Source organism: Pseudoalteromonas obscura (genome assembly GCF_030135505.1).
Lineage (GTDB): Bacteria > Pseudomonadota > Gammaproteobacteria > Enterobacterales > Alteromonadaceae > Pseudoalteromonas > Pseudoalteromonas obscura.
Map to the genome: position 1 here is coordinate 190,445 of NZ_JASJUT010000011.1, position 26,402 is coordinate 216,846.

At 39.5% G+C, this 26,402-nt stretch carries 21 protein-coding genes; 19 read left to right on the forward strand and 2 right to left on the reverse strand.

What is annotated here, in order from left to right; genetic code table 11:
- The first annotated feature begins 9 nt into the window (after positions 1-9).
- The 19 genes from QNM18_RS21375 (at position 10) to QNM18_RS21465 (ending at position 22,335) form a co-directional block, all read left to right on the forward strand.
- Positions 10-1,047 (forward strand): NAD-dependent epimerase/dehydratase family protein, encoded by a 1,038-nt coding sequence (locus tag QNM18_RS21375; protein ID WP_211011941.1) that lies wholly within the window; start codon positions 10-12, stop codon positions 1,045-1,047.
- On the forward strand, positions 1,044-2,126 hold the full coding sequence (gene rfbB, locus QNM18_RS21380) for a dTDP-glucose 4,6-dehydratase (protein WP_284138381.1): 1,083 nt from the start codon (positions 1,044-1,046) through the stop codon (positions 2,124-2,126). Before QNM18_RS21375 ends, rfbB begins: the two co-directional genes overlap by 4 nt.
- The gene (rfbA, locus tag QNM18_RS21385; RefSeq protein WP_284138382.1) at positions 2,126-2,992 is read left to right on the forward strand and encodes a glucose-1-phosphate thymidylyltransferase RfbA; all 867 of its coding nucleotides are present in this window, start codon (positions 2,126-2,128) and stop codon (positions 2,990-2,992) included. Before rfbB ends, rfbA begins: the two co-directional genes overlap by 1 nt.
- A 1-nt stretch (position 2,993) precedes the next feature.
- Positions 2,994-3,392 (forward strand): sugar 3,4-ketoisomerase, encoded by a 399-nt coding sequence (locus QNM18_RS21390; protein WP_284138383.1) that lies wholly within the window; start codon positions 2,994-2,996, stop codon positions 3,390-3,392.
- A complete protein-coding gene (locus QNM18_RS21395) occupies positions 3,389-4,579 on the forward strand; it encodes a formyltransferase family protein (protein ID WP_211011945.1) in 1,191 nt (396 codons plus the stop codon). Before QNM18_RS21390 ends, QNM18_RS21395 begins: the two co-directional genes overlap by 4 nt.
- Positions 4,576-5,679 carry a DegT/DnrJ/EryC1/StrS family aminotransferase gene (locus QNM18_RS21400; protein ID WP_211011946.1) on the forward strand — a complete coding sequence of 368 codons (1,104 nt, stop codon included), beginning with the start codon at positions 4,576-4,578 and terminating at the stop codon, positions 5,677-5,679. Before QNM18_RS21395 ends, QNM18_RS21400 begins: the two co-directional genes overlap by 4 nt.
- Positions 5,680-5,682: 3 nt before the next feature.
- Positions 5,683-6,933, forward strand: a complete 1,251-nt coding sequence (locus tag QNM18_RS21405; protein WP_284138384.1) for an O-antigen translocase — start codon at positions 5,683-5,685, stop codon at positions 6,931-6,933.
- Complete coding sequence (locus tag QNM18_RS21410) at positions 6,930-7,802, forward strand: glycosyltransferase (protein ID WP_284138385.1); 873 nt, start codon at positions 6,930-6,932, stop codon at positions 7,800-7,802. Before QNM18_RS21405 ends, QNM18_RS21410 begins: the two co-directional genes overlap by 4 nt.
- A gap of 244 nt (positions 7,803-8,046) precedes the next feature.
- Positions 8,047-9,132 carry a hypothetical protein gene (locus tag QNM18_RS21415; RefSeq protein ID WP_284138386.1) on the forward strand — a complete coding sequence of 362 codons (1,086 nt, stop codon included), beginning with the start codon at positions 8,047-8,049 and terminating at the stop codon, positions 9,130-9,132.
- Positions 9,116-10,189, forward strand: coding sequence for a glycosyltransferase (locus QNM18_RS21420; protein WP_284138387.1), 1,074 nt, complete (start codon positions 9,116-9,118; stop codon positions 10,187-10,189). The genes QNM18_RS21415 and QNM18_RS21420 overlap by 17 nt, the downstream gene beginning before the upstream one ends.
- Positions 10,190-10,446: 257 nt before the next feature.
- Positions 10,447-11,412, forward strand: a complete 966-nt coding sequence (locus tag QNM18_RS21425) for a glycosyltransferase (RefSeq protein WP_284138388.1) — start codon at positions 10,447-10,449, stop codon at positions 11,410-11,412.
- The gene (gene asnB, locus QNM18_RS21430) at positions 11,412-13,340 is read left to right on the forward strand and encodes an asparagine synthase (glutamine-hydrolyzing) (protein ID WP_284138389.1); all 1,929 of its coding nucleotides are present in this window, start codon (positions 11,412-11,414) and stop codon (positions 13,338-13,340) included. Before QNM18_RS21425 ends, asnB begins: the two co-directional genes overlap by 1 nt.
- Entirely contained in the window at positions 13,340-14,452 is a 1,113-nt protein-coding gene (locus tag QNM18_RS21435; RefSeq protein ID WP_247687449.1) for a glycosyltransferase family 4 protein, read from the forward strand. Before asnB ends, QNM18_RS21435 begins: the two co-directional genes overlap by 1 nt.
- On the forward strand, positions 14,449-15,042 hold the full coding sequence (locus tag QNM18_RS21440) for a sugar transferase (RefSeq protein WP_211011953.1): 594 nt from the start codon (positions 14,449-14,451) through the stop codon (positions 15,040-15,042). The genes QNM18_RS21435 and QNM18_RS21440 overlap by 4 nt, the downstream gene beginning before the upstream one ends.
- A complete protein-coding gene (locus QNM18_RS21445; protein WP_211011954.1) occupies positions 15,039-15,671 on the forward strand; it encodes an acetyltransferase in 633 nt (210 codons plus the stop codon). Before QNM18_RS21440 ends, QNM18_RS21445 begins: the two co-directional genes overlap by 4 nt.
- Positions 15,668-16,513: a 3-hydroxyacyl-CoA dehydrogenase family protein gene (locus tag QNM18_RS21450; protein ID WP_211011955.1), complete on the forward strand. Its 846-nt coding sequence runs from the start codon at positions 15,668-15,670 to the stop codon at positions 16,511-16,513. The genes QNM18_RS21445 and QNM18_RS21450 overlap by 4 nt, the downstream gene beginning before the upstream one ends.
- A 2-nt stretch (positions 16,514-16,515) precedes the next feature.
- On the forward strand, positions 16,516-17,694 hold the full coding sequence (locus tag QNM18_RS21455; RefSeq protein ID WP_284138390.1) for a DegT/DnrJ/EryC1/StrS family aminotransferase: 1,179 nt from the start codon (positions 16,516-16,518) through the stop codon (positions 17,692-17,694).
- Between the two features lie 361 nt (positions 17,695-18,055).
- Positions 18,056-20,005, forward strand: coding sequence for a polysaccharide biosynthesis protein (locus QNM18_RS21460; protein ID WP_211011957.1), 1,950 nt, complete (start codon positions 18,056-18,058; stop codon positions 20,003-20,005).
- A 203-nt stretch (positions 20,006-20,208) separates the two neighbouring features.
- Positions 20,209-22,335, forward strand: a complete 2,127-nt coding sequence (locus tag QNM18_RS21465; protein WP_284138391.1) for a YjbH domain-containing protein — start codon at positions 20,209-20,211, stop codon at positions 22,333-22,335.
- 1,082 nt (positions 22,336-23,417) lie between these two features.
- On the opposite strand, the gene QNM18_RS21470 is transcribed toward QNM18_RS21465, so the two are convergent.
- Positions 23,418-25,346 carry a hypothetical protein gene (locus QNM18_RS21470; RefSeq protein ID WP_284138392.1) on the reverse strand — a complete coding sequence of 643 codons (1,929 nt, stop codon included), beginning with the start codon at positions 25,344-25,346 and terminating at the stop codon, positions 23,418-23,420.
- Between the two features lie 236 nt (positions 25,347-25,582).
- Positions 25,583-26,239, reverse strand: a complete 657-nt coding sequence (locus QNM18_RS21475) for a Crp/Fnr family transcriptional regulator (protein ID WP_211011960.1) — start codon at positions 26,237-26,239, stop codon at positions 25,583-25,585.
- Positions 26,240-26,402: the final 163 nt, after the last annotated feature.

Below are 26,402 nucleotides of genomic sequence, written 5' to 3' on the forward strand. Positions count from 1 at the left end.
AGGACACTCATGACTCGTTTTGACGAAATTAAAAAAGAATTAAAGAACACGCCTAAAACTTGGTTAGTAACTGGTGTTGCAGGGTTTATTGGTTCCAACTTGTTAGAAACACTTCTAAAGTTGGACCAGAAAGTGGTTGGTTTAGATAACTTTGCCACAGGTCATCAACATAATCTTGATGAAGTGAAAGGGTTAGTAAACGAAGAACAGTGGAGTAACTTTCAATTTATTGAAGGTGATATTCGCGATTACAAAACATGCGAAGACGCAGTGAACGGTGTTGAATATGTGCTTCATCAGGCTGCACTTGGTTCTGTTCCTCGCTCTATTGCTGACCCCATTACGACAAACTCAGCAAACATTACTGGCTTTTTAAATATGTTGCAGGCTGCGAAAGAAGCAAAAGTAAAAAGCTTTACGTATGCTGCGAGTAGCTCAACTTATGGAGATCACCCTGCTTTACCTAAAGTAGAGGAAAATATCGGAAACCCACTATCTCCATATGCTGTCACTAAGTATGTCAATGAACTGTATGCGGGTGTATTTGCAAAGACTTATGGATTCAAAACGATAGGATTACGTTATTTTAATGTATTCGGTAAACGTCAGGATCCTAACGGTGCATATGCAGCGGTTATTCCTAAATGGACAGCGGCTATGATTCAAGGTGAAGATGTTTTTATCAACGGAGATGGTGAGACTAGCCGAGATTTCTGCTTCATTGAAAATACAGTCCAGATGAATATTCTTGCGGCGACCGCTCCGGATGAAGCCAAAGATAAAGTGTATAATGTGGCCGTAGGTGACAGAACAACATTGAATCAACTTTATGGTGCAATTCAAGAAGCTTTGAAGGAATGTGATGTAATCGTTACAGCACAACCGAACTATAGAGACTTTAGAGCCGGTGATGTTCGTCATTCACAAGCTGATGTGAGTAAAGCGCGAGATTACTTAGGCTATTCACCAGAGTACCGAATTTTAGAAGGTATAAGCAAAGCGATGCCTTGGTATAAAGCATTTCTAAGTGATACAAGTAGCATATGAAAATTTTAGTCACAGGTGGAGCCGGTTTTATCGGCTCTGCAGTTGTTAGATATATTATAAATAATACAAATTACTCGGTAGTTAACTTAGATAAGCTGACTTATGCAGGTAACCTTGAGTCCCTAAACAGTGTTGCTGAAAGTGAACGATATGCTTTTGAGCAGGTTGATATTTGTGACGCTGTCGCTGTCAATCGTGTATTAGAAGAGCACCAACCTACCGTAATAATGCATCTTGCAGCTGAAAGTCACGTAGATAGGTCAATTGATGGCCCTGGTGAGTTTATGCAAACCAATATTATTGGAACATATACTTTGCTAGAGCAGGCTCGTCTATATTGGTCAAAGCTAGGTGAAGATGTTAAATCTCATTTTAGATTCCATCATATTTCGACCGATGAAGTCTATGGTGATTTACCTCACCCAGATGAACATGACGGCGATTTACCACTGTTCCATGAACAGACACCATATGCACCAAGCTCGCCTTACTCTGCTAGTAAAGCGAGTTCAGATCATCTAGTACGTGCTTGGGCAAGAACATATGGCTTACCAGCAATAATCACCAATTGTTCAAATAACTATGGTCCGTATCACTTCCCAGAGAAGTTGATTCCATTAGTGATCTTGAATGCGTTAGCTGGCAAACCCTTACCTATATATGGCAAAGGTAATCAAATCCGAGATTGGTTATATGTAGAGGATCACGCTGAAGCACTTGTAACGGTTGCGACACAAGGAGTGGCCGGAGAAACTTACAATATTGGCGGATATAACGAAAAGCAAAATATTGAGGTTGTACAGACCATTTGCGCCATTCTAGACGAGATAAAACCAAAAGAGACTATGTATCGTGACCAGATAACCTTTGTGGAGGATAGACCTGGCCATGATATGCGTTACGCAATTGATGCCAATAAAATTAAAAAAGAGCTTGGTTGGGAGCCAAAGGAAACATTTGAATCAGGCTTAAGAAAAACAATTCTTTGGTATTTAGAGAATGAGCAGTGGTGGAAAAATGTTTTGTCAGGTGACTATAAACTTGAAAGGCTAGGTAAAGCCGAACAGGAGAATAAATAGTGAAAGGAATCATTCTAGCTGGGGGCTCAGGTACGCGTCTTTATCCAATAACTCGCGGAGTATCCAAGCAACTTTTGCCTGTATATGATAAGCCAATGATCTATTACCCGCTATCTGTATTGATGTTAGCTGGTATCCGAGAAGTATTGATTATAACGACGCCTGAAGACAAAAGCAGTTTTCAAAGGTTACTTGGCGACGGTTCAGACTTTGGAATAGAGCTATCATACGCAAGCCAGCCTAGCCCTGACGGTTTAGCGCAAGCTTTCATCATTGGTGAAGACTTTATTGGAAGTGACTCAGTGTGCCTTGTTCTAGGTGATAATATTTTTTATGGTCAGGGCTTTTCCCCTAAATTACAAAGTGCTGCAGCTTTAACTAAAGGTGCCACTGTATTTGGCTATAAAGTAAAAGATCCTGACAGATTCGGTGTCGTTGAGTTTGACAGCGATATGCGCGCAATTTCAATTGAAGAAAAGCCAGAAAATCCAAAATCACGTTATGCAGTTACGGGTTTATATTTTTACGATAATGATGTCGTTAAAATTGCAAAATCAATAAAGCCATCTCACCGAGGCGAGCTTGAAATCACAAGTATTAATCAGGCTTACTTAGAGAGAGGTGATTTGACAGTCGACATTTTAGGTCGAGGGTATGCGTGGTTGGATACTGGAACACATGGTAGCTTGCTTGAAGCAGCACATTTTGTTGAAACGATAGAAAAGCGTCAAGGGTATAAAGTTGCCTGTCTAGAAGAGATTGCTTTTAGAAATGGCTGGTTGAGCAAAGAGCAAATCATCAAGGCCGGTGATTCTTTATCGAAGAATGGTTATGGCCGATATTTATTAGAACTAGTGGAAGAGTGATATGTTATCCAAATCATTGATAAAATTTGATAATTTGGGAGATAAACGCGGATCGCTCATCTCTTTAGAACAGAATAATAATATCCCCTTTAATATAAAACGTATCTACTATATTTTCGATACTAAAGAAGGGGAAGCTCGTGGTTTTCATGCACATAAAAACTTGGAGCAAGTTGCTGTTTGCGTGAAAGGGAGCGTTACCTTTATTCTTGATGATGGTAACTCAAAAGAAGAGTTTCAACTCTCTTCCCCCGATGTTGGCTTGTACATCAGTGGTCTAAAGTGGCGAGAGATGCACAACTTTTCAGATGATTGTGTTGTTATGGTTATTGCCAGCGAGTTGTATGATGAGTCTGATTATATTCGTGATTATGATGAGTTCTTAAGGTGTGCTAAGTGAAAGTTATAATCGGCGGAAAGAATAATATTGCAATTGGCGTTGCTAAACATATAAAAGAAAACCTACCTGATGTTGAGTTAGTTGCCGTATTTAATCGTAATGATGATGGCGTTGATGGTCATCAACTTTCATTTAAAAAATATTGTTTAGAGAATGATTTAAGATCTGTAAGCTTAGATGAAGCGTATGTCGAAAAAGGTGATGTTTTCCTATCTTTAGAGTTTGATCGAATTATTAAGCCATCAAAGTTTAAGCATGAAAAAGTTTTTAACATACACTTTTCTAAACTTCCACAATATAAAGGTATGTATACCTCAGCACTTCCAATATTAAATAATGAAAGTGAGTCGGCGGTTACCTTCCACTATATTGATGATGGTATTGATACTGGTGATATTATATATCAGAAAGTGTTTAGTATCGATTTGAATGAAACTGCTAAATCTCTTTATTCTAAGTATATTAACTATGGTACTCAGTTGGTTATAGAGAATATAGAAAGTATTCTTTATGGTCAATGCTCTGGTAAAAAGCAAAGCGCTGTAGATTCCTCCTATTATAGTAGTTCATCAATAAATTACAGATGCTTAGAAATTGATCTCAACAAAACCGCTATTGAAGTAAAAAAACAAATAGACGCTTTTACTTTTAGGGATTATCAATTAGTGGAGCTATTTTCCACTAAGGTGTTAGGAGCTGAGATTCTAGATGAAGTTAGTGGTTTAAAACCAGGAAGCGTAATTTCAGAAAATGAGCAGTTTATTTTACTCTCAACAGTAGATTATAACCTGAAAGTCTATAAAGATTGTTTGGATAGCCTATTAGAGGCCTCTTCGTGTAATAATCTCACTGAAGTTAAATCACTAATCAACCCTTTTAATATCAACGAAAAAAATGAGAAAGGATGGTCTCCCATAATAGTTGCTGCATATCATGGCTCACTCGATGTCATAGCTTACCTAGTAGAAAATGGTGCTGATATAAATGACATAAATAACAATGGTACGAGTGTGTTTATGTACGCCAAAAACTTTGCTTTAAAAAGCTTTAACAGAGAATACCTTGAAAAGCTAATTGATTTAGGCGCAGATGTTAACTTGAAAGATTTTCATGGTTTAGATGTTTTTGATTATGTTGCAATGAATAAGCAACAAGAGCAAATAGAATTTATGGAGAAGTTCAGATGATCCATTTTTTAGAGCTAAAGAGGCTTAATGCGCCTTATGCTGAAGAATTAAAAGAAGCTTGTTCTCGTGTTATCGACTCAGGTTGGTACATTTTGGGGAGCGAAACAAAGCAGTTTGAAAGTCAGTTTGCACAGTTTTGCGGCACAAAGTTTTGTATTGGGGTCGCAAATGGTTTAGACGCCCTTACTTTGACGTTGAAGGCTTGGATCGAGCTAGGAAAAGTAGAAAAGGGTGACGAGGTTATCGTCCCTGCCAATACTTACATTGCTTCTGTGCTTGCTGTTACAGAAGCGGGATTAACCCCTGTATTTGTTGAGCCTGAAGAAAGATCTCACAATATATGTCCTCAAAAAATCAAAGATGCGGTTTCCAGTAAAACGAAGGTGATTCTGCCGGTGCACTTATATGGTCAATTGGCAGACATGAAACCAATCATGGAGATTGCTAAAGAGTTTGATTTACTAGTACTGGAAGACAGTGCTCAAGCACATGGTGCTGAATTAGACGGAAAGAAAGCAGGGTCTTGGGGTGATGCATCTGGATTTAGTTTCTACCCAGGAAAAAACTTAGGTGCGCTAGGTGATGGAGGAGCTATCACCACAGATGATGAGTCCTTGGCTAAAACTTTGGTGGCCTTAAGAAACTATGGCTCACATGTTAAATATGAAAACCTTTACCAAGGCCATAACAGCCGATTAGATGAGATCCAATCGGCGATGCTAGCGGTAAAGTTGAAATATTTACCAACAGAAATCGCCAATCGAAGAAAGGTTGCTGAATTCTATCGTTCAGAAATTAATAACCCTTTAATTTCTTTGCCAGAGGTTGACTTGCAAAGCGCACATGTTTGGCACTTATTTGTTGTGCGTACAGAGCATCGTGAAGCGTTAGCAAACCATTTGATAGAGCATGGTGTTCAAACACAAGTTCACTATCCTATCGTGCCTTATAAGCAAGAAGCTTATAGGGAATATCAGCATATTTCTCTACCATTGGCGGAACGTCTCCAAGATGAAGTTCTATCCATTCCAATATCACCATACATCGATATAGAAGAGCAGAAAAAAGTTATCACTGCAATGAATAGCTTCATGATTTAAGTTATGAAGTTAATCAAAACGTCGCTCTTAAGTTTTATAGCAACAATGACCAAGCTAGTATCTGGCTTGGTCATTAATAAAGTCGTTGCTGTTTATGCTGGTCCTAGCGGACTTGCTCTGATCGGCCAGTTTCAAAGTCTGATTCAAATATTAATGTCTTTTTCTCAAGGAGGAGTGAATCAAGGTGTTATAAAATACACTGCTGAAAAAAAAGAAGATGCAGAGCAGCTTACTTTATATACTTCAGCATCTTTAAGAATAACCTTATTTAGTTCTGTCCTGGTTTCTGTTTTCTGTATTATTTATGCTTCCATGCTATCAGAGGCTGTATTTGGCGAAGATAGCTATATTACATTAATCAGAGTTTTTGGAACTATGGTACTTCTTTATGCAGTTAACCAATGGTACCTGTGCACTTTAAACGGCAGAGGGTTGATTGGGGACTTTATAAAAGTACAAATAATTCAAAATATTTTCATGCTGTTTTTTTGCACAGCAATGGTTATTAATTTTGAAACCTTGGGTGCTCTTTATGCATTAGCTATTGGCCAATCAATGGTGCTTGTATATTTGATTGTGTTAAGAGGTGCTGACTTTTTTAATTCATTAAAGTCATTATTCATTACTCCTAGCAATACCTTATATATTAAGTTTTTTAAATTTTCTTTAATGACCTTAACGACAGCTGCGGTTGTTCCGTTAGTACAAATTCAAATAAGAAATATTATTGGTGATCAGCTTGGCGATGATAGTGTTGGGTATTGGCAGGGAGTTTGGTATATCTCAACGATGTACTTACTGGTTTTAACAACCGTATTGAGCACTTACTTGTTGCCTAAACTGTCATCTATACAAGAAGTTGAAAAGCTAGATACTGAGTTAATTCGGGTAATGAAACTGGTTATTCCAGTGTCTGTCTTATTTGCTCTATTTATATTCGTAACAAAAGGAATACTTGTTAATTTACTATTTGATGACAGCTTTCAAGGAATGCTTCCGCTTTTTAAGTGGCAGCTGATAGGTGACGTTGTTAAAATAGCATCGTGGGTATTTTCTTACCTTATGTTAGCCAAGTCGATGACTAAAGTGTATGTCTATTCTGAAGTTTTCTTTGGCGTACTATTACTTACATTAAGCCATATCCTGCTAGATAGTCATGGACTTGAAGGGATTACTTTAGCTTACCTAATAAACAGTGTGTTTTATTTTGTGTTTGCTTATTCTAATTATATCCGGTGGAGAAAAAGAAATTGAAATCGAGTCCATTAGTTAGTGTCGCAATTATAACTTATAACCAAAAGGACTTCCTGAAAGAGTGTATTGAATCAATACTGGCTCAATCTTATAGTAATGTTCAAATTGTGGTCGCAGATGATTGTTCAAGCGATGGTACACAAGAGATGCTGCGCGAGTATGATGAGCAGTATCCAGGCAAGTTCACTTTATGCTTATCAGAAAAAAATAGAGGTATAACAGCAAATTCAAATGCTGCGAACGATGCTTGTATTGGACAATACATTGCTTGGACTGGAGGCGATGATCTGATGCTTCCCAATAAGCTATCACGCCAAGTAGATTATATGGAGAAACACCCTGAAGTTGCTATTTGTTATCATGATTTAGATGTTTTTGAGTCAGATACAAATAAAACTATTCGTAAGTTTTCAGAAGGCGCAACTCCTCGTAGAGGCGGCATTGAAAAGCTTATGCGATATGGCTGCTTTTTAGGAGCCGCATCGGCAATGGTGAGGAATTCTGACAAGTTACCTTCCTATGATAATAGAATGCCAATCGCTTCTGATTGGATGTATTGGATTAGGTGCCTCGAAGATGGCGGGACTATTGAATATATTCCAGAAGTATTAGGCCGCTATAGAAGACATAGCAATAATGTCACAAGTGCCAGTAAAAAGGTTCACGGCTCAGCATTGCAGGATCATTTTATTACCTGCGCCATTTTGAAAAGTGAGTTTCCAAAATACATCTCTAGTATACTTAAAAGAGAGTCAGATCTTTTAAATCAGTGTGCGAACTACGATGTTGATGAAAAGAAAAGTTATCAAGTTTCTGCGTTAAAGAATAACTTTAGGCTCAAGGTTTTATATAGACTTTTGTTTAAATAAGATTTTTATGTCTGAACGACTGTGAAAACGCTATCTAGATAACGAGTATTAAAACTGTTATTCGAGCCTAGTGCTTTAAACTGGATTGCACTCTTCATGTTTGTATTTGGAATGTTGGTATTTATACTACTTGATAATTAACTGAATTTGGAAATTGAAATTTATGAAGCTTTTGTATAATGCTAACTTTTCGCTTCAGGTTTGTTGGCTTTTTTTATTTCTAAATAATATTAGCTTTGTCTTTATGCCGAGTGTAACTACTTCTAGGCTTGTATTACTGTTTACTTTTTTAGGTATGGTGTTACTAGGTAGGTTACGGTATTTTGATAAAAAGCAGTTGTCTTTTATATATTTATGCTTTGCTTTAAGCCTTGTTAATTTACTTGTTTCTATATACGCTGAAGGAGATAAAACGCAGTTTAGCCGCTTTGTTCACTTTGCATTATTTTCGTTATTTTCAGCTGGTATGTATGTCAAAATATTTAATGACGAAATTCAGTTTCACAAAGCAATTGTAGGAGCTACTCTCATTCAGGTAGCATTTGTTTTTATCACTTACTCTTCACCAGCAGCAAATAATTTTATTTTTAGTTACGTAAACGTATCCCACAACTTTTTGTCTAACCTAGGCCGAGCACCCGGGCTATCAAGCTCTGGTGGTGCTACTTTGTCCTTGATTATTTCATTTGGGGCATTTTCGATAGTGCGATTGGCTATTTTTGGAAAAAAACCTTGGCATTTACCGGTCATGCTATTGATATGTTTCTCTCAAGTATTAGTCGGTCGAACAGGACTACTGCTGTCGCTGGTTGCTTTATTGCTTTTATTTTACTATTCCAAAGTCAATTTAAAAACGGTCTTTTTAACAATCGTCGGTGTCGTTGTTGCTAACACACTACTGCTTGATTTTGTATTGAGTAATGAGCAATTTTTAGCATATACATTAAAATGGGCTGAAAGTACCCTCACCGGAGATGATCAAACAATCAAAACCTTACTGTCTATGGGGATCAAAGAAATGAACACTATGGACGTCATACTCGGCAGTGGACAAGTGGCTTTGCAAAACGGTTTGAATGCATCGGGTAGCGATATTGGCTATGTTCAAACTTTTTATGCCGCTGGGTTACTCGGTGTTCTATTTTATTTGGTTCTCTTTGGTTTTCTTTATTCTTATTATAAAAACATCAGAAACAGTGGATTCTTTTTAATCCTATTGTTACTACCTTTTATAGCTGAACTCAAAGAACCATTTATCTTCAAATACATGGTAGTTTTCTTCGTATTCACATCTTTACTCTATGGCTGTAAAAATGCAAACACTCAATAAAAACAATAAGGTTTTATTTGTTCTGGCTAGCCTAAACGGCGGTGGAGCTGAGAGACTATCTGTAGACTTGGCAAATAACGCTAGCGAAATGGGGATGGATGTAAGCTTATTTGTTGGAAATTATACAGGCCCTTATGTTGAACAAATATCTCACTCGGTTCAAGTTAAGCGTGGTTCAGGTGCTGGACTATCTAAATCTTTATTTTCCCTAGCTCAGCTAATAAGAAAAGGTGAGTTTGATTATATATTTTGTTCTCAAGAATATGTTATTTGCATCACTTATTTTGCGTTACTTTTATCTGGAAAAGCTGGTAGTTGTAAATTAATAGCACGTGAAGCTAGCACCCCTTCAGTTAATGTGATTAAGAACTTCAAAGGAAAATTATTTAAGAGGTTAATTAAACAGGTTTATGCTTCGGTTGACACGCTCATTGCTCCTACGGCAAGTGTTAAAGAAGACATAGTACAGTTTTATGGTATTAACCGAAGAGTTGAAGTTTTAGCAAACCCTATCGACGAATATAAAATTAAACGAGAGGCGCTAGAGAATGCTTGTTCGGAGTCTCTTCCTGAGCCTTATATTGTGACGGTTGGCAGGCTAATTGAATCTAAAGGTGTTCAAACAATTCTAGCAGCAATGAGCAAAGCCAAATCAAGCAAGTTTTCATTAGTGGTGTTAGGCGAGGGGGAGTTTAAGAGCGACTTAGAAAATCTAACTCGCCAATACGGGCTGGAGGATAGAGTTGTTTATTTAGGATTTAAGAGCAACCCATTCCCCTATATTGCTAAGGCAGGCTTGTTTGTTCTGGCATCACGATATGAAGGTATGCCTAACGCACTCATTCAGGCTAGCATTTTAGGTGTTCCGTGTTGTTCGTCTTTGAGTACCGGTGTAGTAAAAGAATTGGTAGATGATAGTTGCATATTCCAGTATGGTAACGACAAAGAATTGACCACAATACTTGATCGAGTTTTTGAAGACAAAGAGCTGCCTGTTAATAAAAATTATAGCTTTTTGTCACCGAAACAGTTCATTGAAAATGTTTTTGAATTTTAGTGTAAGTGGTAAGGGCGTTATCTTAACGTGAATATTAGAGAGTGGTGAGCACCTCAAGATTTAATAGGTCGACAACGGCACCTTCTCGAAAAGCAAAACAAAACAAAAATTATTGGAAGCGTTTAATGGAATGTAATTACGTTCATGTCATAACTAATTTTAGTGAGGTAGGCGGTGCTGAAAGTATGATGATTAGGGCAATAAACGCCTCTGACAGTTCTCATACAGTCATATCGCTAATGACGATTTCAGAGAAAATGTCTAATCGGATTATTAATCAGAATGTAAAGTTTATTGCGCTAAACACTACGAATGCCCTTAATTTAGTCGCTTCGGCTTGGAAGTTAAGAAAGATCTTATCAAATTTAGGTGAGATCAATGCGATTTATTCTTGGATGTATCATGCTAATTTCGTTTCGGCGTTGAGCAGCTTGCTCAGTCGCAGTAAAATACCACTGATTTGGGGCGTGAGGCATTCTTTGGATGATTATCAGGGAGAGAAGTTAAGCACCAAACTCGCAATTCAAGGTGGGAAGTTATTGAGCCGAATACCTAAACACATTGTGCATTGTTCAAAAAAAGCGATGCATCAACATATAGAGTTTGGTTATGGCAAACTATCACAATGTGTATACGTTCCTAATGGTTACCAATTTGAGCAACTAAAACAAAGGCGCTTTGAAGCTGATAGTATGGTAATAGGGGCCGCTGGTCGCTTTCACGAGGCCAAAGATTATCAGACTTTATTCCGCGCTGTTGCTCCAATATTAAGTCAAAATAAAAACGCTTCACTTAGAGTCGCCGGTAGAGATATGACTATGGACAATCCTGTACTGGTTGAATATTTGACGGAGTTTGGAATAGATTCAAAGCAGGTAGAATTGATAGGACAACAGGACGATATGGTGGGCTTCTACCATTCTGTCGATTTTTTCATTTTGAGTTCGAAAACCGAGGGGTTTCCAAATGTATTGGCTGAAGCATCAGGCTATGGTTGCATTGCTTTTTCGACAAGAGTTGGAGATGCACCAGAGATTATTGATTCAGAGCGGATTGTTGAAATAGCAGATGCATCAGCTTTGACTCAATTACTGCAAAAATATATTGCTAAAACACCCATTGAACTCATAGAGACATCACAATCATCAGCAGACTATATTCGAAATAGTTATGCAATTGATGTAATAGCTAACAAATTATTTTCTTTAGGACATACTCAATAATGTGTGGGATTGCAGGATTTTATAACCGCCATTTAAGCCAGGACGAAGCGCAGCAAAAGCTAGGCGCAATGTTGGATGCAATTGTGCATCGTGGGCCCGATGATTTTGGCATGTGGCAAAATAATGGATTACATCTTGGTCATCGAAGGCTAGCCATTCACGACCTAAGTGCTGCCGGTCATCAACCGATGCCTAGTGCATCAGGTCGTTACCATATAGCATTCAATGGTGAAATATATAACTTCGAGGAACTAAGGCAAGCTTTGCCTGCTCAATCTTGGCGTGGCAGCTCTGATACCGAAGTAATGTTAGCCGCGTTTGAGCACTGGGGCATCGAGCAGGCGATTGACAAATTTAATGGTATGTTTGGTTTTGCCGTATGGGATATGCAAGAGCAGACCTTAACGCTTGCAAGAGATCGTTTTGGAGAAAAACCTGTATATTATTTTTCTCAAGGGGATTATTTTGGATTTTCCTCAGAACTCAGTGCAATTGAGGCCCTACATGACATTTCTTTAACGGTGGACCGTGCAGCAGTGAGCCGCCAGTTGGAGACGTCCTATATACCAGCTCCATTGACAATCTATAAAGAAGTTAAAAAGTTACCGCCAGGGTCGGTTGTGACGTTTAAAAATGGACAGGTGTCAGATGTTAAAGCTTATTGGACTTTGGCAGATACTATTGGGCGTGCGCAAAGCCAGCAATTCAGCGACGAACAAGAAGCTATAGACTGTCTAGAGTCTGAACTATTGAAAGCTGTGAAGCTGCGTATGGCGTCAGATGTGCCTCTGGGGGCATTTTTGTCAGGCGGAGTGGACTCCAGCTTAGTGGTTGCTTTGATGCAGGCACAGTCTAATTCACCAGTTAATACCTTCTCGATTGGTTTTAACGTAGAAGGATATAATGAAGCTGTTTTTGCTAAAGAAGTTGCTGAGCATCTGGGAACTAATCATACAGAGCGATATTTAAACCCAACGGATGCACTCGATATTGTGCCAAAGATGGGTCATATATTTGATGAACCTTTTTCTGACGCATCTCAGTTACCTACCTATTTGGTGAGCGCAATAGCCAAAGAAAAAGTGACAGTATGTTTGAGTGGTGATGGAGGTGACGAATTATTTTCGGGTTATAAGCGATACCAAGCAACACCGGATATTTGGAAAAAGATAAATAAGTTTCCATGTAGAAGTGTATTTGCGAAAGTAATTCAAAGTGCACCAACCAGCGTGTTAGATAAAGTTTTTGCATTTCTATCTCCTTTGGCTGCAAAATACGGCAGAAAGGGAGCTATGGGTGCCAAATTAAAAACCTTATCAGGTTGGCTAAAAGCGCAAAGCATTGAAGAGCTCTACGAACTTAGTATGATGCACTGGAAAGACGTCAATGGTATTGTAATTGGTTGTGAGTCGTCGGATATTTGGTCTCCTAGTGCGCCTGACTTTTCAGAAGCCATTGAGCGCATGATGTATCAGGATTCTATTGCATACTTACCCGGTGATATTCTGACTAAAGTTGATAGAACTGCGATGTCAGTGAGTTTAGAAGGACGCATCCCGTTACTTGATCCTCGTGTTGCTGAAACTGCATGGAGATTACCCATGAATATGAAGCAGCGTGGAAATTGTGGTAAATGGGCGTTGAAGCAGGTGCTTTATAAATACTTACCGCAGGAAATGATGGAACGTCCTAAAATGGGCTTTGGAGTCCCTATCCACGACTGGTTGAGAGGGGAGTTAAAGGGCTGGGCACAGGATCTTTTGTCACCCGAACGATTGACTTCTCAAGGGCTACTCAACCCTGAGCCGATAGGACAAGCATTGCAAAAGCATATTGTTGGTGAAGAAAATAACGCAGCTATGTTATGGGATGTATTAATGTTACAAGCTTGGTTAGATGCCAACCCAGCTCGAAAAGGTAGATTATAATGAAAGTTGTCGTTATTGGGGCTTTACCAATGTCCCTGATTCGTTTTCGAGGCTTGTTGTTAAAAGAGTTGGGAGATAATGGGGCAACTGTAACAGCTATGGCTTCAGAGGCTGATGCTGAGTTTCAAAAAAATATCACGAATTTTGCGCATGACTATGTGGATTATCCAGTAGCTAGAAATGGATTGAACCCTCTTAAAGACTTTAAAACGGTTTCTTCCCTAGTAAGGCATTTCAAAAGAATTAAGCCTGATATCATTTTAGCGTATACAATTAAGCCCATTATTTGGGGCGGCATTGCAGCTAGGTTTGCCAAATCACCCAAGTTTTATCCTTTGGTGACTGGGCTAGGGTATGCTTTTCAGCCGGGAGGTTTTTTAAAAAGTCTGCTCATATTGTTAGTTAGAAACTTGTATAAATTGGCTTTAAAAGAGGCCAAAGGGGTCATTTTTCAGAACCCAGATAATATGAGAGTATTCATTGAGCAAGGTATTGTGTCTGAAGACAAGTGCCATTTGGTGAACGGTTCTGGCGTTGACCTTGCACATTTTGAAGCTGAGCCTTTGCCAAACAAGCCTCGTTTTTTACTCATTGCGCGCTTGCTTGCTGATAAAGGCATTCGCGAATATTATCAGGCTGCCGAAATTGTTAAGCGCCGTTACCCTGAAGCTGAGTTTCATCTTGTTGGACCAGAGGATCCCTCTCCTGATGGGATAAATATTAGTGAGGTGAATAAGTGGCATGACAGCGGTATTATTCACTACCATGGCTCCACGAATGACGTTCGACCGCATATTAAAGCGTGTAATGTGTTTGTTTTACCTTCTTATCATGAAGGGATGCCGAGAACCGTTTTAGAGGCTATGGCAACAGGAAGGCCGATATTAACGACGAATGTCCCAGGCTGCAAAGAAACTGTAGTCAATTCTGAAAATGGTTGGTTAGTTAAAAAAGCAAGTGTCGATGAGCTAGCAGATCGTATGATCTGGTTTATAGAAAACCTTGAAAACTTGGATGTTATGGCACAAAAGAGCAGAAAAATGGCAATGGATAAATTTGACGTACACAAAGTTAATGCCGAGCTCCTAAAAATTATGGAGGTAGTAAAATGAAACGTGTATTTGACTTAGTAGTTTCTTTGGGCGCTTTTGTGTTACTACTTCCAGTGTTCGTACTAACAATGATCTTAATTCGTATAAAACTGGGTGCGCCGATTTTCTTTGTCCAAGAGCGCCCTGGTTTGCATGGTAAAGTATTTAAAATGTTAAAATTTAGAACCATGCTCGATAGTACTGATAAAGATGGCAACCCGTTGCCCGACGAGCAAAGAATGACAAAGTTTGGTGCATTTTTACGCTCCACTAGTTTGGATGAGCTGCCGGGGCTATTCAATGTAATAAAAGGCGATATGAGCCTAGTAGGCCCCAGACCTCTATTAGTGAGGTACTTGCCACTTTACAACGAGGAGCAATCTCGCCGACATAATGTTCGTCCAGGCATTACTGGCTGGGCTCAAGTAAATGGCCGGAATGCAATAAGTTGGGAAGGCAAATTCGAACTTGATGTATGGTACGTAGATAACCAAAGCTTCATCTTAGATATTAAAATTTTACTTCTTACGGTGAAGAAAGTGTTCGTTAGAGAGGGGATCACTGCCAGTGATTCTGCGACAATGCATGAATTTAAAGGGAGTAAAAAATGAAACCAATTTTAGTTATAGGCGGTGGTGGTTTCGCTAAAGAAATCGTTTGGCTTGCTCAGGACTGCGGGCGTACAGTTATCGGGGTTTTGGATGACAACCCTGATACGCATGGTACTGATGTACAGGGAGTTTCTGTTGTCGGCTCGATAGAAAAGTGGCAAGAATTTGATGCGGAAATTGTTATTGCTATTGGCAACCCTCGTACTAGGGCTATCGTCAAAGAAAGAATAGAACAGCAAGGTACACCTGAGTATGCTTGCCTAATTCATCCATCTGTTAAATATTCAAATACCGTGGTATTTTCTGAGGGTTGTATGGTGTGTGCTGGCACTATTTTAACCACAGACATAAAAGTTGGCCAGCATGTTATTCTAAATTTAAATGTTACAGTCGGACATGAAACCAACATTGGTGATTTTTCTACTGTCGCACCGATGGCTGCTATCTCTGGAAATGTAAATATCGAATGTTTCAGTGAAGTAGGAACAGGGGCTAGCATTCGTCAAGGCGTCAATATTGGGCGTGGGGCAATGTTGGGCATGGGAGGTGTTTTGACCAAAAATATCCCAGATTTTACAATATTCGCTGGCAATCCAGCAAAAAAATTAAAGGAGTTACCAGAAGTATGATAATTACACTCATAGGTTCAGGTGTTATGTCTGCAGGTATTTGCCAAGTTTTAGTGAGCGCGAATATTTCAGTTCAGGTGAATATTGTTGCTCGTAGCATTGAGAAGGGTGAAGCCCTAAAATCTCAAGTTATTAAACAGCTACGCAGGTTAGTGAGTAAGGGCAAGCTAGAGCAAGTTGACGCTGATAAAGCAGCTGAGTCTATCCATCTATACGACACGTATGAGGCTTGTAAAAATTCAGATATCGTTATTGAAGCTATTTCCGAAGATTTTACAGCTAAATTAGAGTTATTTGGTCAATTAGCTGAGCACATTGGAAAAGATACCATTGTCGCTACTAATACATCTTCTTTGCCAATCACAGCTTTTGCGAGCGTCTTACCGAATCCAAACAATGTTATTGGGCTGCACTTTTTTAATCCAGCTCCTTTAATGGAACTAGTTGAGATTGTATCAGGTCATGAGACTGATGCTGAGTTAGTTACTAAAATGTGCGAATTTACACAGTCTTTAGGTAAAAAGCCGGTAATCGTAAATGAAGCGCCTGGTTTTGTAGTAAATCGAATGTTGATACCTATGATCAATGAGGCTGTGTGCATTTTGGCTGAAGGTGTTGCTACTGCTGAAGATATCGATAAAGCAATGAAGTATGGGGCACATCACCCGATGGGACCATTGGCACTGGCTGATCTAATTGGTAATGATGTGAATTTATCAATCATGGATACCTTATATAAAGAGACTGGTGATCCAAAATACAGAGCACACCCTCTACTTAGAAAGATGGTACGCGCTAATTATTTAGGTCGAAAAACTAAACAAGGTTTTTATAAGTACTAATCATGTTAAATACTCCTTTTTCTCCTTGGCCTAGCTTTACCCAGCAAGAGGCTGATGCGGTCACTCGTGTTGTTTTATCTAATAAAGTTAATTATTGGACAGGAACTGAAGGCCGTGAATTTGAAAACGAATTTGCTACGTGGGCTGACAGTGAATATGCAGTTGCGTTGGGAAATGGCACGCTTGCATTAGATATTGCATTAAAGGCCCTTGATGTTGGAGCTGGTGATGAAGTCATCACCACACCTCGTACATTTTTAGCCTCTGCAAGCAGCATAGTAACAGCAGGCGCATCGCCTGTTTTTGCTGATGTTGATTTAAATAGTCAAGCGATTACTGCCGACTCAATCAAAGCCGTGCTAACGGCAAAAACAAAAGCGGTTATAGTGGTTCACTTGGCAGGTATGACTGCAGAAATGGACGAAATAATGGCTCTAAGTAAAGAGCATGGCTTTTACGTAATAGAAGATTGTGCTCAAGCTCATGGCGCAAAGTATAAAGGGCGTTCAGTAGGCTCGATTGGACATATTGGCGCTTGGAGTTTTTGCCAAGATAAAATCATGACTACAGGTGGCGAAGGCGGCATGGTGACGACTAACTCAAAAGAGTTGTGGTCCAAAATGTGGAGTTACAAAGACCATGGTAAAAGCTTTGACGCGATATATAATCGTGAGCACCCACCTGGTTTTCGTTGGTTACATGAAAGTTTCGGCACAAACTGGCGCATGACAGAAATGCAGGCTGCAATCGGTCGTATTCAACTACAACGAATGGCTGAATGGAGCGGTAAGCGTCAATTGCATGGCCGTTTAATTGATGAAGCTGCAGGAAAGTTTGAGCTTATTCGTCTAGTCGATGTTCCCGACTATATTGAGCATGCTGAATATAAGCACTATGTGTTTATCAAACCTGATTTACTGGCTGATGGCTGGGATCGAGATCGCATTGTAAATGAAATTGTAGAGCGAGGTGTGCCTTGTTTTCAGGGTAGTTGCTCTGAAGTCTACTTGGAAAAGGCTTTTGATGGTACACCTTGGAGACCAAGTGAGCGGCTGAAGAATGCTGTAGAATTAGGTGAGACCTCAGTTATGTTTTTGGTTCACCCGACTTTAACAGAAGAAAACATGGCTAAAACGACTTCAGTTATCTCTGAAGTGTTTAATCTAGCTCAGAAGGCGTAATTTTATGGTGTTAAATAAGGTGAACGAATGAGTCACCTTATTTCATTCTATATTTAACTCCGCCCTTTTTTGGATAAATTATGTTTTGACAGGCGGAAATGCATGTCGTTAGCTATAATTTAACTAAATGTAACGACGTTTCCTAGCTTAGAAATTAGACTTTACTTTCGAGATACAAATACATGATTTCGACCTCAGCTTATAAAGCCTCTTTTTCTAATATTGACCCATAGAAACTACACGTTACTTTGTAATTTAATAATTCTGAAATGACAGGCGTTGAAAAGTTGTGTATATTTAAGGCCTGTAATTGAAGAATTACTTTGTACGCATAAAAATTTGTTAGCCTCAAGGATTTACAGTGGATAGTTGGTTCCGAACTCTTCTCACAGCATCTCGAAGAAAAAAACGCATACTTACACTTTTTATAGATTCAGCATTTATATTCAGCGCGTTCTGGCTAGCTCTAATTGTAAGACTCGATAGCTTTGACCCCTTTTTTGAGGTAACCAACTGGTTCTTATTAACACTGGTTTTACCTATTAGCTTGTTTACATTTGTTAATTTGGGCTTGTATCGGGCTGTGCTTCGGTATGTCGGTGCCCATGCGCTTGGTGCCATTGTTGCTGGAGCCATAATTAGCACTGTTGTATTGATGTTGGCCTCATTTTTCACCCACATTACCATACCTCGAACAATGCCAATCATTTATGCTTGGTTGTTGATCTTGGCTGTGGGTGGATCTCGCATCGTTGTTCGGGCCATGATGTTTCGCTTGGCGACAATTAATAAAACGCCAGTCGTTATATATGGTGCTGGCTCCGCGGGAAGGCAACTAGCGCCAGCGATAGCTGCGGGAGATGAGTATTTTGTTAGTGCTTTTATTGATGATGATAAATCAAAGCAGGGTGCGATATTACAAAATATTCCGGTTATAGCTTTTGAAGGTATATATAGTCTGCTTGAGCGTAAGAGGGTCAGAAAAATTCTTCTTGCGATGCCAAGCGAAAGCCGAGCTCGACGCCGAGAGATTTTGGCACAACTTGAAAACTTGCCTGTTGAGGTTATGACTATCCCAGGTATGGCTGATGTTGTTGAGGGCCGTGCAACACTTGATGAAATTAAAGATGTTGAAATTGAAGACTTATTAGGTAGAGATCCAGTTACGCCTAAACAAGAGCTGATGGACGCTAATATTAAAGGGAAGTCAGTCATCGTAACAGGGGCTGGGGGCTCAATTGGCTCTGAATTGTGTCGACAAATTATAAAGTACGCCCCTTCGAAACTAATTTTATTTGAGTTAACCGAGTTTGCACTTTATTCAATTGAGAAAGAGCTAAGTGAGGTTATTAAATCAAATGGACTTGCGATAGAGCTAGTTCCAATTATGGGATCTGTTCAACATGTCAATCGCTTAGAAACCTGCATGATTGCATTTGGTGTAAATACCGTATATCACGCAGCGGCTTATAAACATGTTCCTTTGGTTGAACACAATGTTGTCGAAGGTGTACGGAACAATGTGTTTGGTACTTATTACGCGGCGAAAGCGGCTATAAATGCAAAAGTAGAGACTTTTGTCCTAGTCAGTACAGATAAAGCTGTCCGCCCAACTAATGTTATGGGTACTACAAAGCGAATGGCCGAGTTATGCTTGCAAGGATTAGCTCAAAATAAAGAGAGTGGTAAGCATAATACGCGTTTTTGTATGGTACGTTTTGGGAACGTACTTGGCTCATCTGGTTCTGTCGTTCCTTTATTTCGTAGACAAATTAAGGAAGGTGGTCCAATTACTCTGACCCACCCAGATATTACTCGCTTTTTCATGACAATACCGGAAGCTGCACAGCTTGTTATTCAGGCAGGAGCAATGGGGAAAGGCGGAGATGTATTTGTGCTCGATATGGGAGAGTCTATAAAGATTATGGACTTAGCCACCAAAATGGTCCACCTCTCTGGTTTGGAGATCAAAAGTGAAACAAACCCCCATGGAGACATACAAATTCAATGCACAGGTTTAAGGCCTGGTGAAAAATTGTATGAGGAATTGCTGATTGGTGACAATGTTGAACAGACAAGCCATCCTCGTATCATGACTGCAAAAGAATCAATGTTGCCGTTAGCTGAATTAAATGTGTTCTTAGAATCTTTAGATATTGCTTGTCACAACTTTGAGCATGAAAAAATACGTCAACTTCTTTTAGATGCGCCCACAGGATTCAACCCTACAGATGGCATCTGCGATCTGGTTTGGAATGCAAAAAAAGAATCTGCCAACTTTGGTGATGGTAAAGTCGTAAGCTTTAAATAAACACAAAGTATTTTACAGACACAAGATAAGTCTTTGCCTACAAGTCATTTGTTGGCAAAGCATATGTTTTACGCTCGTTTAGTTGTTTGAAGTGATAAACTCGTTTTAAAGTAGTTATGGATATAACAACTTAACCTTTATCAAGTATTTGAATCTATTAAGAATCGAAAAACTTAAAAATAATAATCTGTCGGATCCTGAAAATGTCTAAATTTGTTCCTGTTTTATTGTCTGGTTTGACCATTGTTTCTGCACCGAGCTATTCAGAAAGTGAACTTGATACATATCGTTCCTTTACCGGCTTTACAGGATTAGTAAATACATCAAATGCTGAAGTGCTTGAAACTGGTTATTGGGATATTGGTTATAATAATATGCTCGATAACTACACTAAGAGTTATGTTGACGGCCATAACTTCGTATTTTCAGCCGGTTTATTTGAAGGATTGGAAGTTAGTGGTCTCATAGCATCTAGCACGATGCACGACAATACGTTTATACCACCTGCGGAGGGTGAAGAACTCCAAACGAGAGATTTATCATTCAATGCAAAGTATCAAATACCATTTATTCCTAAAGATTGGTTTAACCTGAGTGTAGGCAGTAAAGACATTGGCGGGGCTGCTAATAATTATGAAACTCACTTTGTGGTTGCTTCTAAAGAGTGGCGTAATTTTAGATTCTCGCTTGGTGCTTCTCGTAGTAAACATGAAACAGGAATGATGAATGGCGCGTTTGGCGGGATTGAATGGATGCCTTTGGATTGGCTTGCATTTCAGGTCGAGTATGATGCTGAGGCAATTAATAGTGCGGCAAGAGTTGTTATCCCTAAGGAATGGTTATTTGATTTAGGTGAGCTTTCATTGACGAGTCGATTTTACTCCAGTACTGACTTTACGGACGATGATATTTTCTGGGGAATAAACTTTAAAGCGCCGTTTTCTAAACTCGCTCAATCAAGCAAATCAAAAATTGAAGCTGCACCAAAGCCCATTGTTTCCTCAAGACCAGAGCAGAGAAACTTTAAACCTGTAGAAAAGGCTGCGACTGATACGCAAGCAGACCGCAATAGCCATGACAAAACAGCTAAAGCTAGTGGTCATGAACTCGAGAGAAAAGATTTAAATAAATTAGCGAGAGAGCTGAGAAACACGCTTATAGCAGATGGTTTTGAGTCTGTGAGAGTTGGTTTTAATTCACAACCAACGATTATCGTATCTCTTGAGAATGCAACTTTTAATAATAATGAAATAGACGCGTTAGGGTTAGCTATTGGCCGAGTGACAGAGGTATTTTCAGGCACCTCTGCGAAGTTTATTTTAGAACTGCAAAATCACGGTATTTCCATGATGGCGTTATCTGGCGATGTGGCCAGTTATGAGCGTTTTTTAAAGGATAATGTTGAGCCCAATATCAATGTGAAAATGGGCAGCAGAGCAAGTATTGCAGGAGTTACTTGGGTTGGTTTAGAAAATGCAAACCAGCGTTTTTTAAAGCCTAGGGTAACAATCAGCCCAGAGGTCAATTCTACGCATGCGACTGAGTTTGGCGTATTGGATTATTCTTTGGCTTTGAAAGCAGATGTTAACTTGCCTTTATGGAAAGGTGCAGGTTTTAACCTTACTGCGCAAACAGTCGTGTCTGAAAGCGATGATTTTAAAGAGAAAAAGATTTTTGATGATTTGTCAGAAGATAATGGGGTAAGAAGTGCTTTTCTTTACCAAACTTATCAGCTGCCATGGGGAATTTACAATCAAACGAAAGTCGGCTTCTTCAGAGAGTTTCATAAATATAAAGGTATTATCAATGAGACTGCATGGGTGAGCCCTAATGGTAGTCACAAATTCACAAATACATACGGTTACTTTGAATACCAAGATTTTAACTCTGATAGGGATTACCATACTTTAGACTATCAATATTATTGGGCTGAACGAGATCTGAGTTTTCATGTAACTGGTGGTAAATTTTGGCGTAAAGATAAAGGTGTAAAAGTTGAAACCAGGTTTTGGTTCGGCGATAGCTACGTAGCTGTGTATGGTGAAAATACAAATGCTAAAGTTGCCGGGGTAGCGATAAATATTCCATTATCAAAACGAAAAAATATGAATGTCACTAAGTATGGACAAATTAAAGGCACTAGCTCTTGGCGCCATCAAATTGGTACGCGTATTGGCGATAGCCACAATAAATTAGTGTATCAGCAAGCGTATCAACCAAGATTGCCGGTGACTTTGAATAAGACCTTCTTTAATCAAGGGCGTAACTCAGTAGACTATGTTTATAGTAATCTGTCTAGATTACGAAATGCTTATTTGACATATAAATAGGCTATTGACCTCAACAGATAAGGATAGCCTCATGCGGTCGAAATGAGGCTATTTATATCGATATCAGTTCATCAACGCAGTTTTATACCTTTTAAGCAGCTCTGATAAATTCTCGATTGTCGAATTGTGGCGTTTCCAATTAGCTCTCAGAAGGCTTACCTCCCAGAGTATAAAACAGGTTTTTGTAATCATTAATGGCCCTGAACGCCCTCTTTGCTGTTAGGAATGCATCGAAAACTAGAGTTTCTGATTTAGATCGATAAGCACCTAGTGGAATATCACAAAGCTACTTTTTTACTGCAATCTATCCACCGGAATTACAGCTTGGCGTTCTTACAAGTAAGCATCTATGGGTGGACCTCTAAATGAACTATTAGCTCATCTTCCACTTTTTTGGGCAATATACCTGCTCAATTTTATGCTTTTATAACGGTCGGTAAGGCGGATATGCTCCAGTCTGTGTTACGGTCAACTTGCTTTTTCGCAGCGTAACATTGCCTCCCTATATTAATAGAAATTTCACTTACAAACATGAACAGTAATAGCTGCTAGCTGCTAGCTGCTAGCTGGTATATGTTAATTTACCCACAGAAAGCCCCAGTGCTTTCATTAAGTGGAAGCTTCCACTTAATCCCTAACCGGGAGGAGCACACCGTACGAAAGTGTATAAATAAAGCCGGGAAGGGCAATGTTAGTTGTTTTTAATTTGAGTAGCTTTACATCTATAAGCTGGTTTCTGTTCAATGTGTAGTGAGGCAATGAGATTGTATTTAACCGCTTTTTAAAGAGAAAAGAGTGGGGGAATGGAGCTCGTTTGGTGTTCTATTGCATTTTCAAGCAAGCTGATATGGGGATTTACATAGCGTGAAGTTTGATCCAATTTGAATTGGTAAAGGAGACTGTAAAACCAATTTGGTCCACCAATTGGAAGCATGAAATACTGTCGATATGTAATGAGAATAAATTAGTTGTGTAGTGAGGGTATATGCATTGACCATCGCACCACTAGGTCAGTATTTTGTCATCTAAAAATAAAAAAGCCGTGATATCTCACGGCTTTAAGTTCAGTTTACTTAATAAAATTAGTTACCACCAGTAGCACCGGTAGAAGTTGTAGTATCACACTCTGTTAGCATGTTTAGAGACAATGCATCAGTGCTGCCTGTAGCAGCTTGTGTTTCCCACGTATTAGTAAAGGTATTGAAGAATCTGAATGTATAATCAACACCTGAGTCCAAGTTGATATTGAACTCACTTCCGTAGAAGCTATCTTGTAGGTTATTTGCTAGAACTTCACCGCGATATAGCTGTACTGTTGTAGGGCTTAGTACAGGGTCAGCAGCTTGGTCTACAGCGTCATTGTTGCTACATACAGCAAATGTAGATACAGGCATAGTTACCACTTCTACATTATCAACAGGTGTTAGCTGTAGTGTTGCACCGTTTAGGTCACAAAGTGAACCATCATAAATTGAAGCTGTATTATCAACAGCAGGACCTGTGTCACCTTGAACACCGTCAAGTACGTTTACGTTGTTTTCTAGTACACGCACTTCTACGTCGAAGCTAGGTGGATTACGGAATGTTGCAGAGTTTAGCGCTGCACGGTTCCATGGCTGAGCGTCAAATCTGTAGCTGTTAGTTAACAGTTGTACAGAAGTAAAGCGTGAGCTTGGCTGGCCGTCACTATCAACAATGTTGAATGAAGAAACGTTACAACCACGCTGTGCGAAGAAGTCTAAGTTCCAGTAAGAAAGGTGGTCAACCTCAACTTCTACGTTGAAAGTTGGGCCAGTTGGGTTTGTAGCATCTTCTGCTACTACACCAAAGCTTTCAAATGACCATTGACCATTCGACTCTTCATAACTCCAAACTGGGAAGATATGACCAGGTGCAATAGCAACTGGGTCATTTACAAGCGCTGATTCTTTACACACACCAGATGTAGTGTCGAAACCTCTTGCAGCTGCATCAGCTACGCTTTCACCATCCTGTTGCATGATTGGACAAGGAGTACGAGTTGACTTATCAACCTGCATTGCAACAGTGATTGATTTACCTTCACCGAATGTTTTTACTTTTTCGCCTTGCTCGTTCACAAGTTCAATCGCAACAAAACCACCAGTTGTGAAGTTACCTTCAACCGTTTCTGTGCCGCTTGAAACAGCTAGGTTTAAACCACCAGGGAACGCATCTAGTGAAGAAGTCTGGTCTGCTGAAGCGTCATCTGAGCTTGCTTCAACAGCTGCTGCTTCGTTAGCGAAGTAAGCAACGGTTAGTGAAGGAGCTGACTGAAGTGCTTCGCCGTTTGCTTGAACGAACTCAGTGCCGTTAGGTAGAGTAACCGCAGCACCACCTGCTGCTTTAGCAGCTTGTGCGTCATCAACTTTTACAGGTAGAGTGATTGATGCTGCATCACCTAAATCTAGACCGCCTGTAGCGCTATACTCTACAGTCACGTCTGTATTTAATTCTGCAAGTGCTTTAGTTTCAGCAACTACAGGGATGTCTGCACTAGTAAAGTTACGTGCAGTTAAACGCACAACTTCAGTGATTGTCTCGCCAGAGCCAATAGTTACTTCAGCAGTATTAGAAAGGAAATTGTCTGACTGAACAGTAAATGCATAAGTTTTACTTTCGCCTGACGCAATCCCATCAACAGTATACGAGAATGAACCCGCAGTATTCGTGTTGTATGCGTCGTTTGCTGTTTCAGTCACAGTGATTGCTGTGCCCGAAGCAGTTTGTAAACCATCTACTGATGAATTGAATACAACTTCTACCGATGTACCTTCGGCTAATGGTGCACCAAGTGAATCAGTTACTGTGATAACGAAACCACCGTCAGACAGTTCTACCGCAGTTGGTGGAACCGCTACTGTTTGATCGCCGCCCGGATCTGGCGGAGTGATTGTAACATCGTTGTCATTGTCGCTGAAGCAGCCAGTTAAACCTACTGTTAACCCTAGTGCGAGGGCAAGTTTAGTTAGCTTCAAATTTTTATTTCCCATGATTTTTACCTTTTCCTTTAAATACAAGTAAACTGAGAGTTTTAACCAATTAAGTGCAGATGTAAGACAGCCTTGCCCTGCATACAAATTAGTGAATAAGAGAATAAGCGTACATTAAATGTTCGTCAAGTGAACAGGTCTAACTTTATCCAAAAATTCACGTTTAATAATAACACATTGATCTAGAATTGGGATCTGAACTGTGCAATGTTAATAAAATAATAATATACAGCTCATTACAGTCGAGAAAAAGCATCGACAAAATCGTTCAATGCATCCAAATCTATGGGCTTTAACCCCGAACTGGTCCGTTCTATCAGACCTTTTTCAACAAGTTCACTCACTACGCGCCGATATGCTCGTTCCGTTGTCGCAAAACGCTCTGCCTCTGCGCTCACTGTCGAGTATGCTCTAAGTAGTGTCGAATGTTTGTCTTCGGCTCTCAACAAACAGTCTTTAGCGATATTGTAACTTAAGGGCAATAGCAGCTTATCGAGGTTTATTTTTTGATTTTCAGTAAATTTAGCCGCAATTGTCTGCGCTGTGTAAAGGCTTAATTCCGGTTGCTCTAGTAGTAACTGGCGCCAGTGTTTTAACTCTATGAGGTTATACTGAACATCGCTTAAACATGTAACCGTGTAAATACATGGTTGGTTATTGAGCGCTTCAATTTCTCCAATAAGCGTGTTGTGGCAGTCCAATTGACCAAGTAACAGTCTTCTGCCATTGCCGACATCATAGCTAAATGAAACCGTACCACTTCTAACCAAGATCAATTTGCTCAGCGGCTCATCCTGATGGATCAAGATTTCTTTTTTACGATGCTGAAAACTATTGCCGGCAAAACTTAATAATTGTTCGACCAATGTAGTTGAAAAGTGATATTGGAACATCTGGTTAGCTCTCGGACAATTGTCCTATTTATTAAATTATTATAAAGATAGCATGAACTGAATTATTCAAGGCTATACGCGTTATATCTTTTTAAGACTTTATTCTTGCTTATCCTTAAATTAGTGAGTTTGAGACTCAGTGTTCCGTGCAAGAACTAAACTG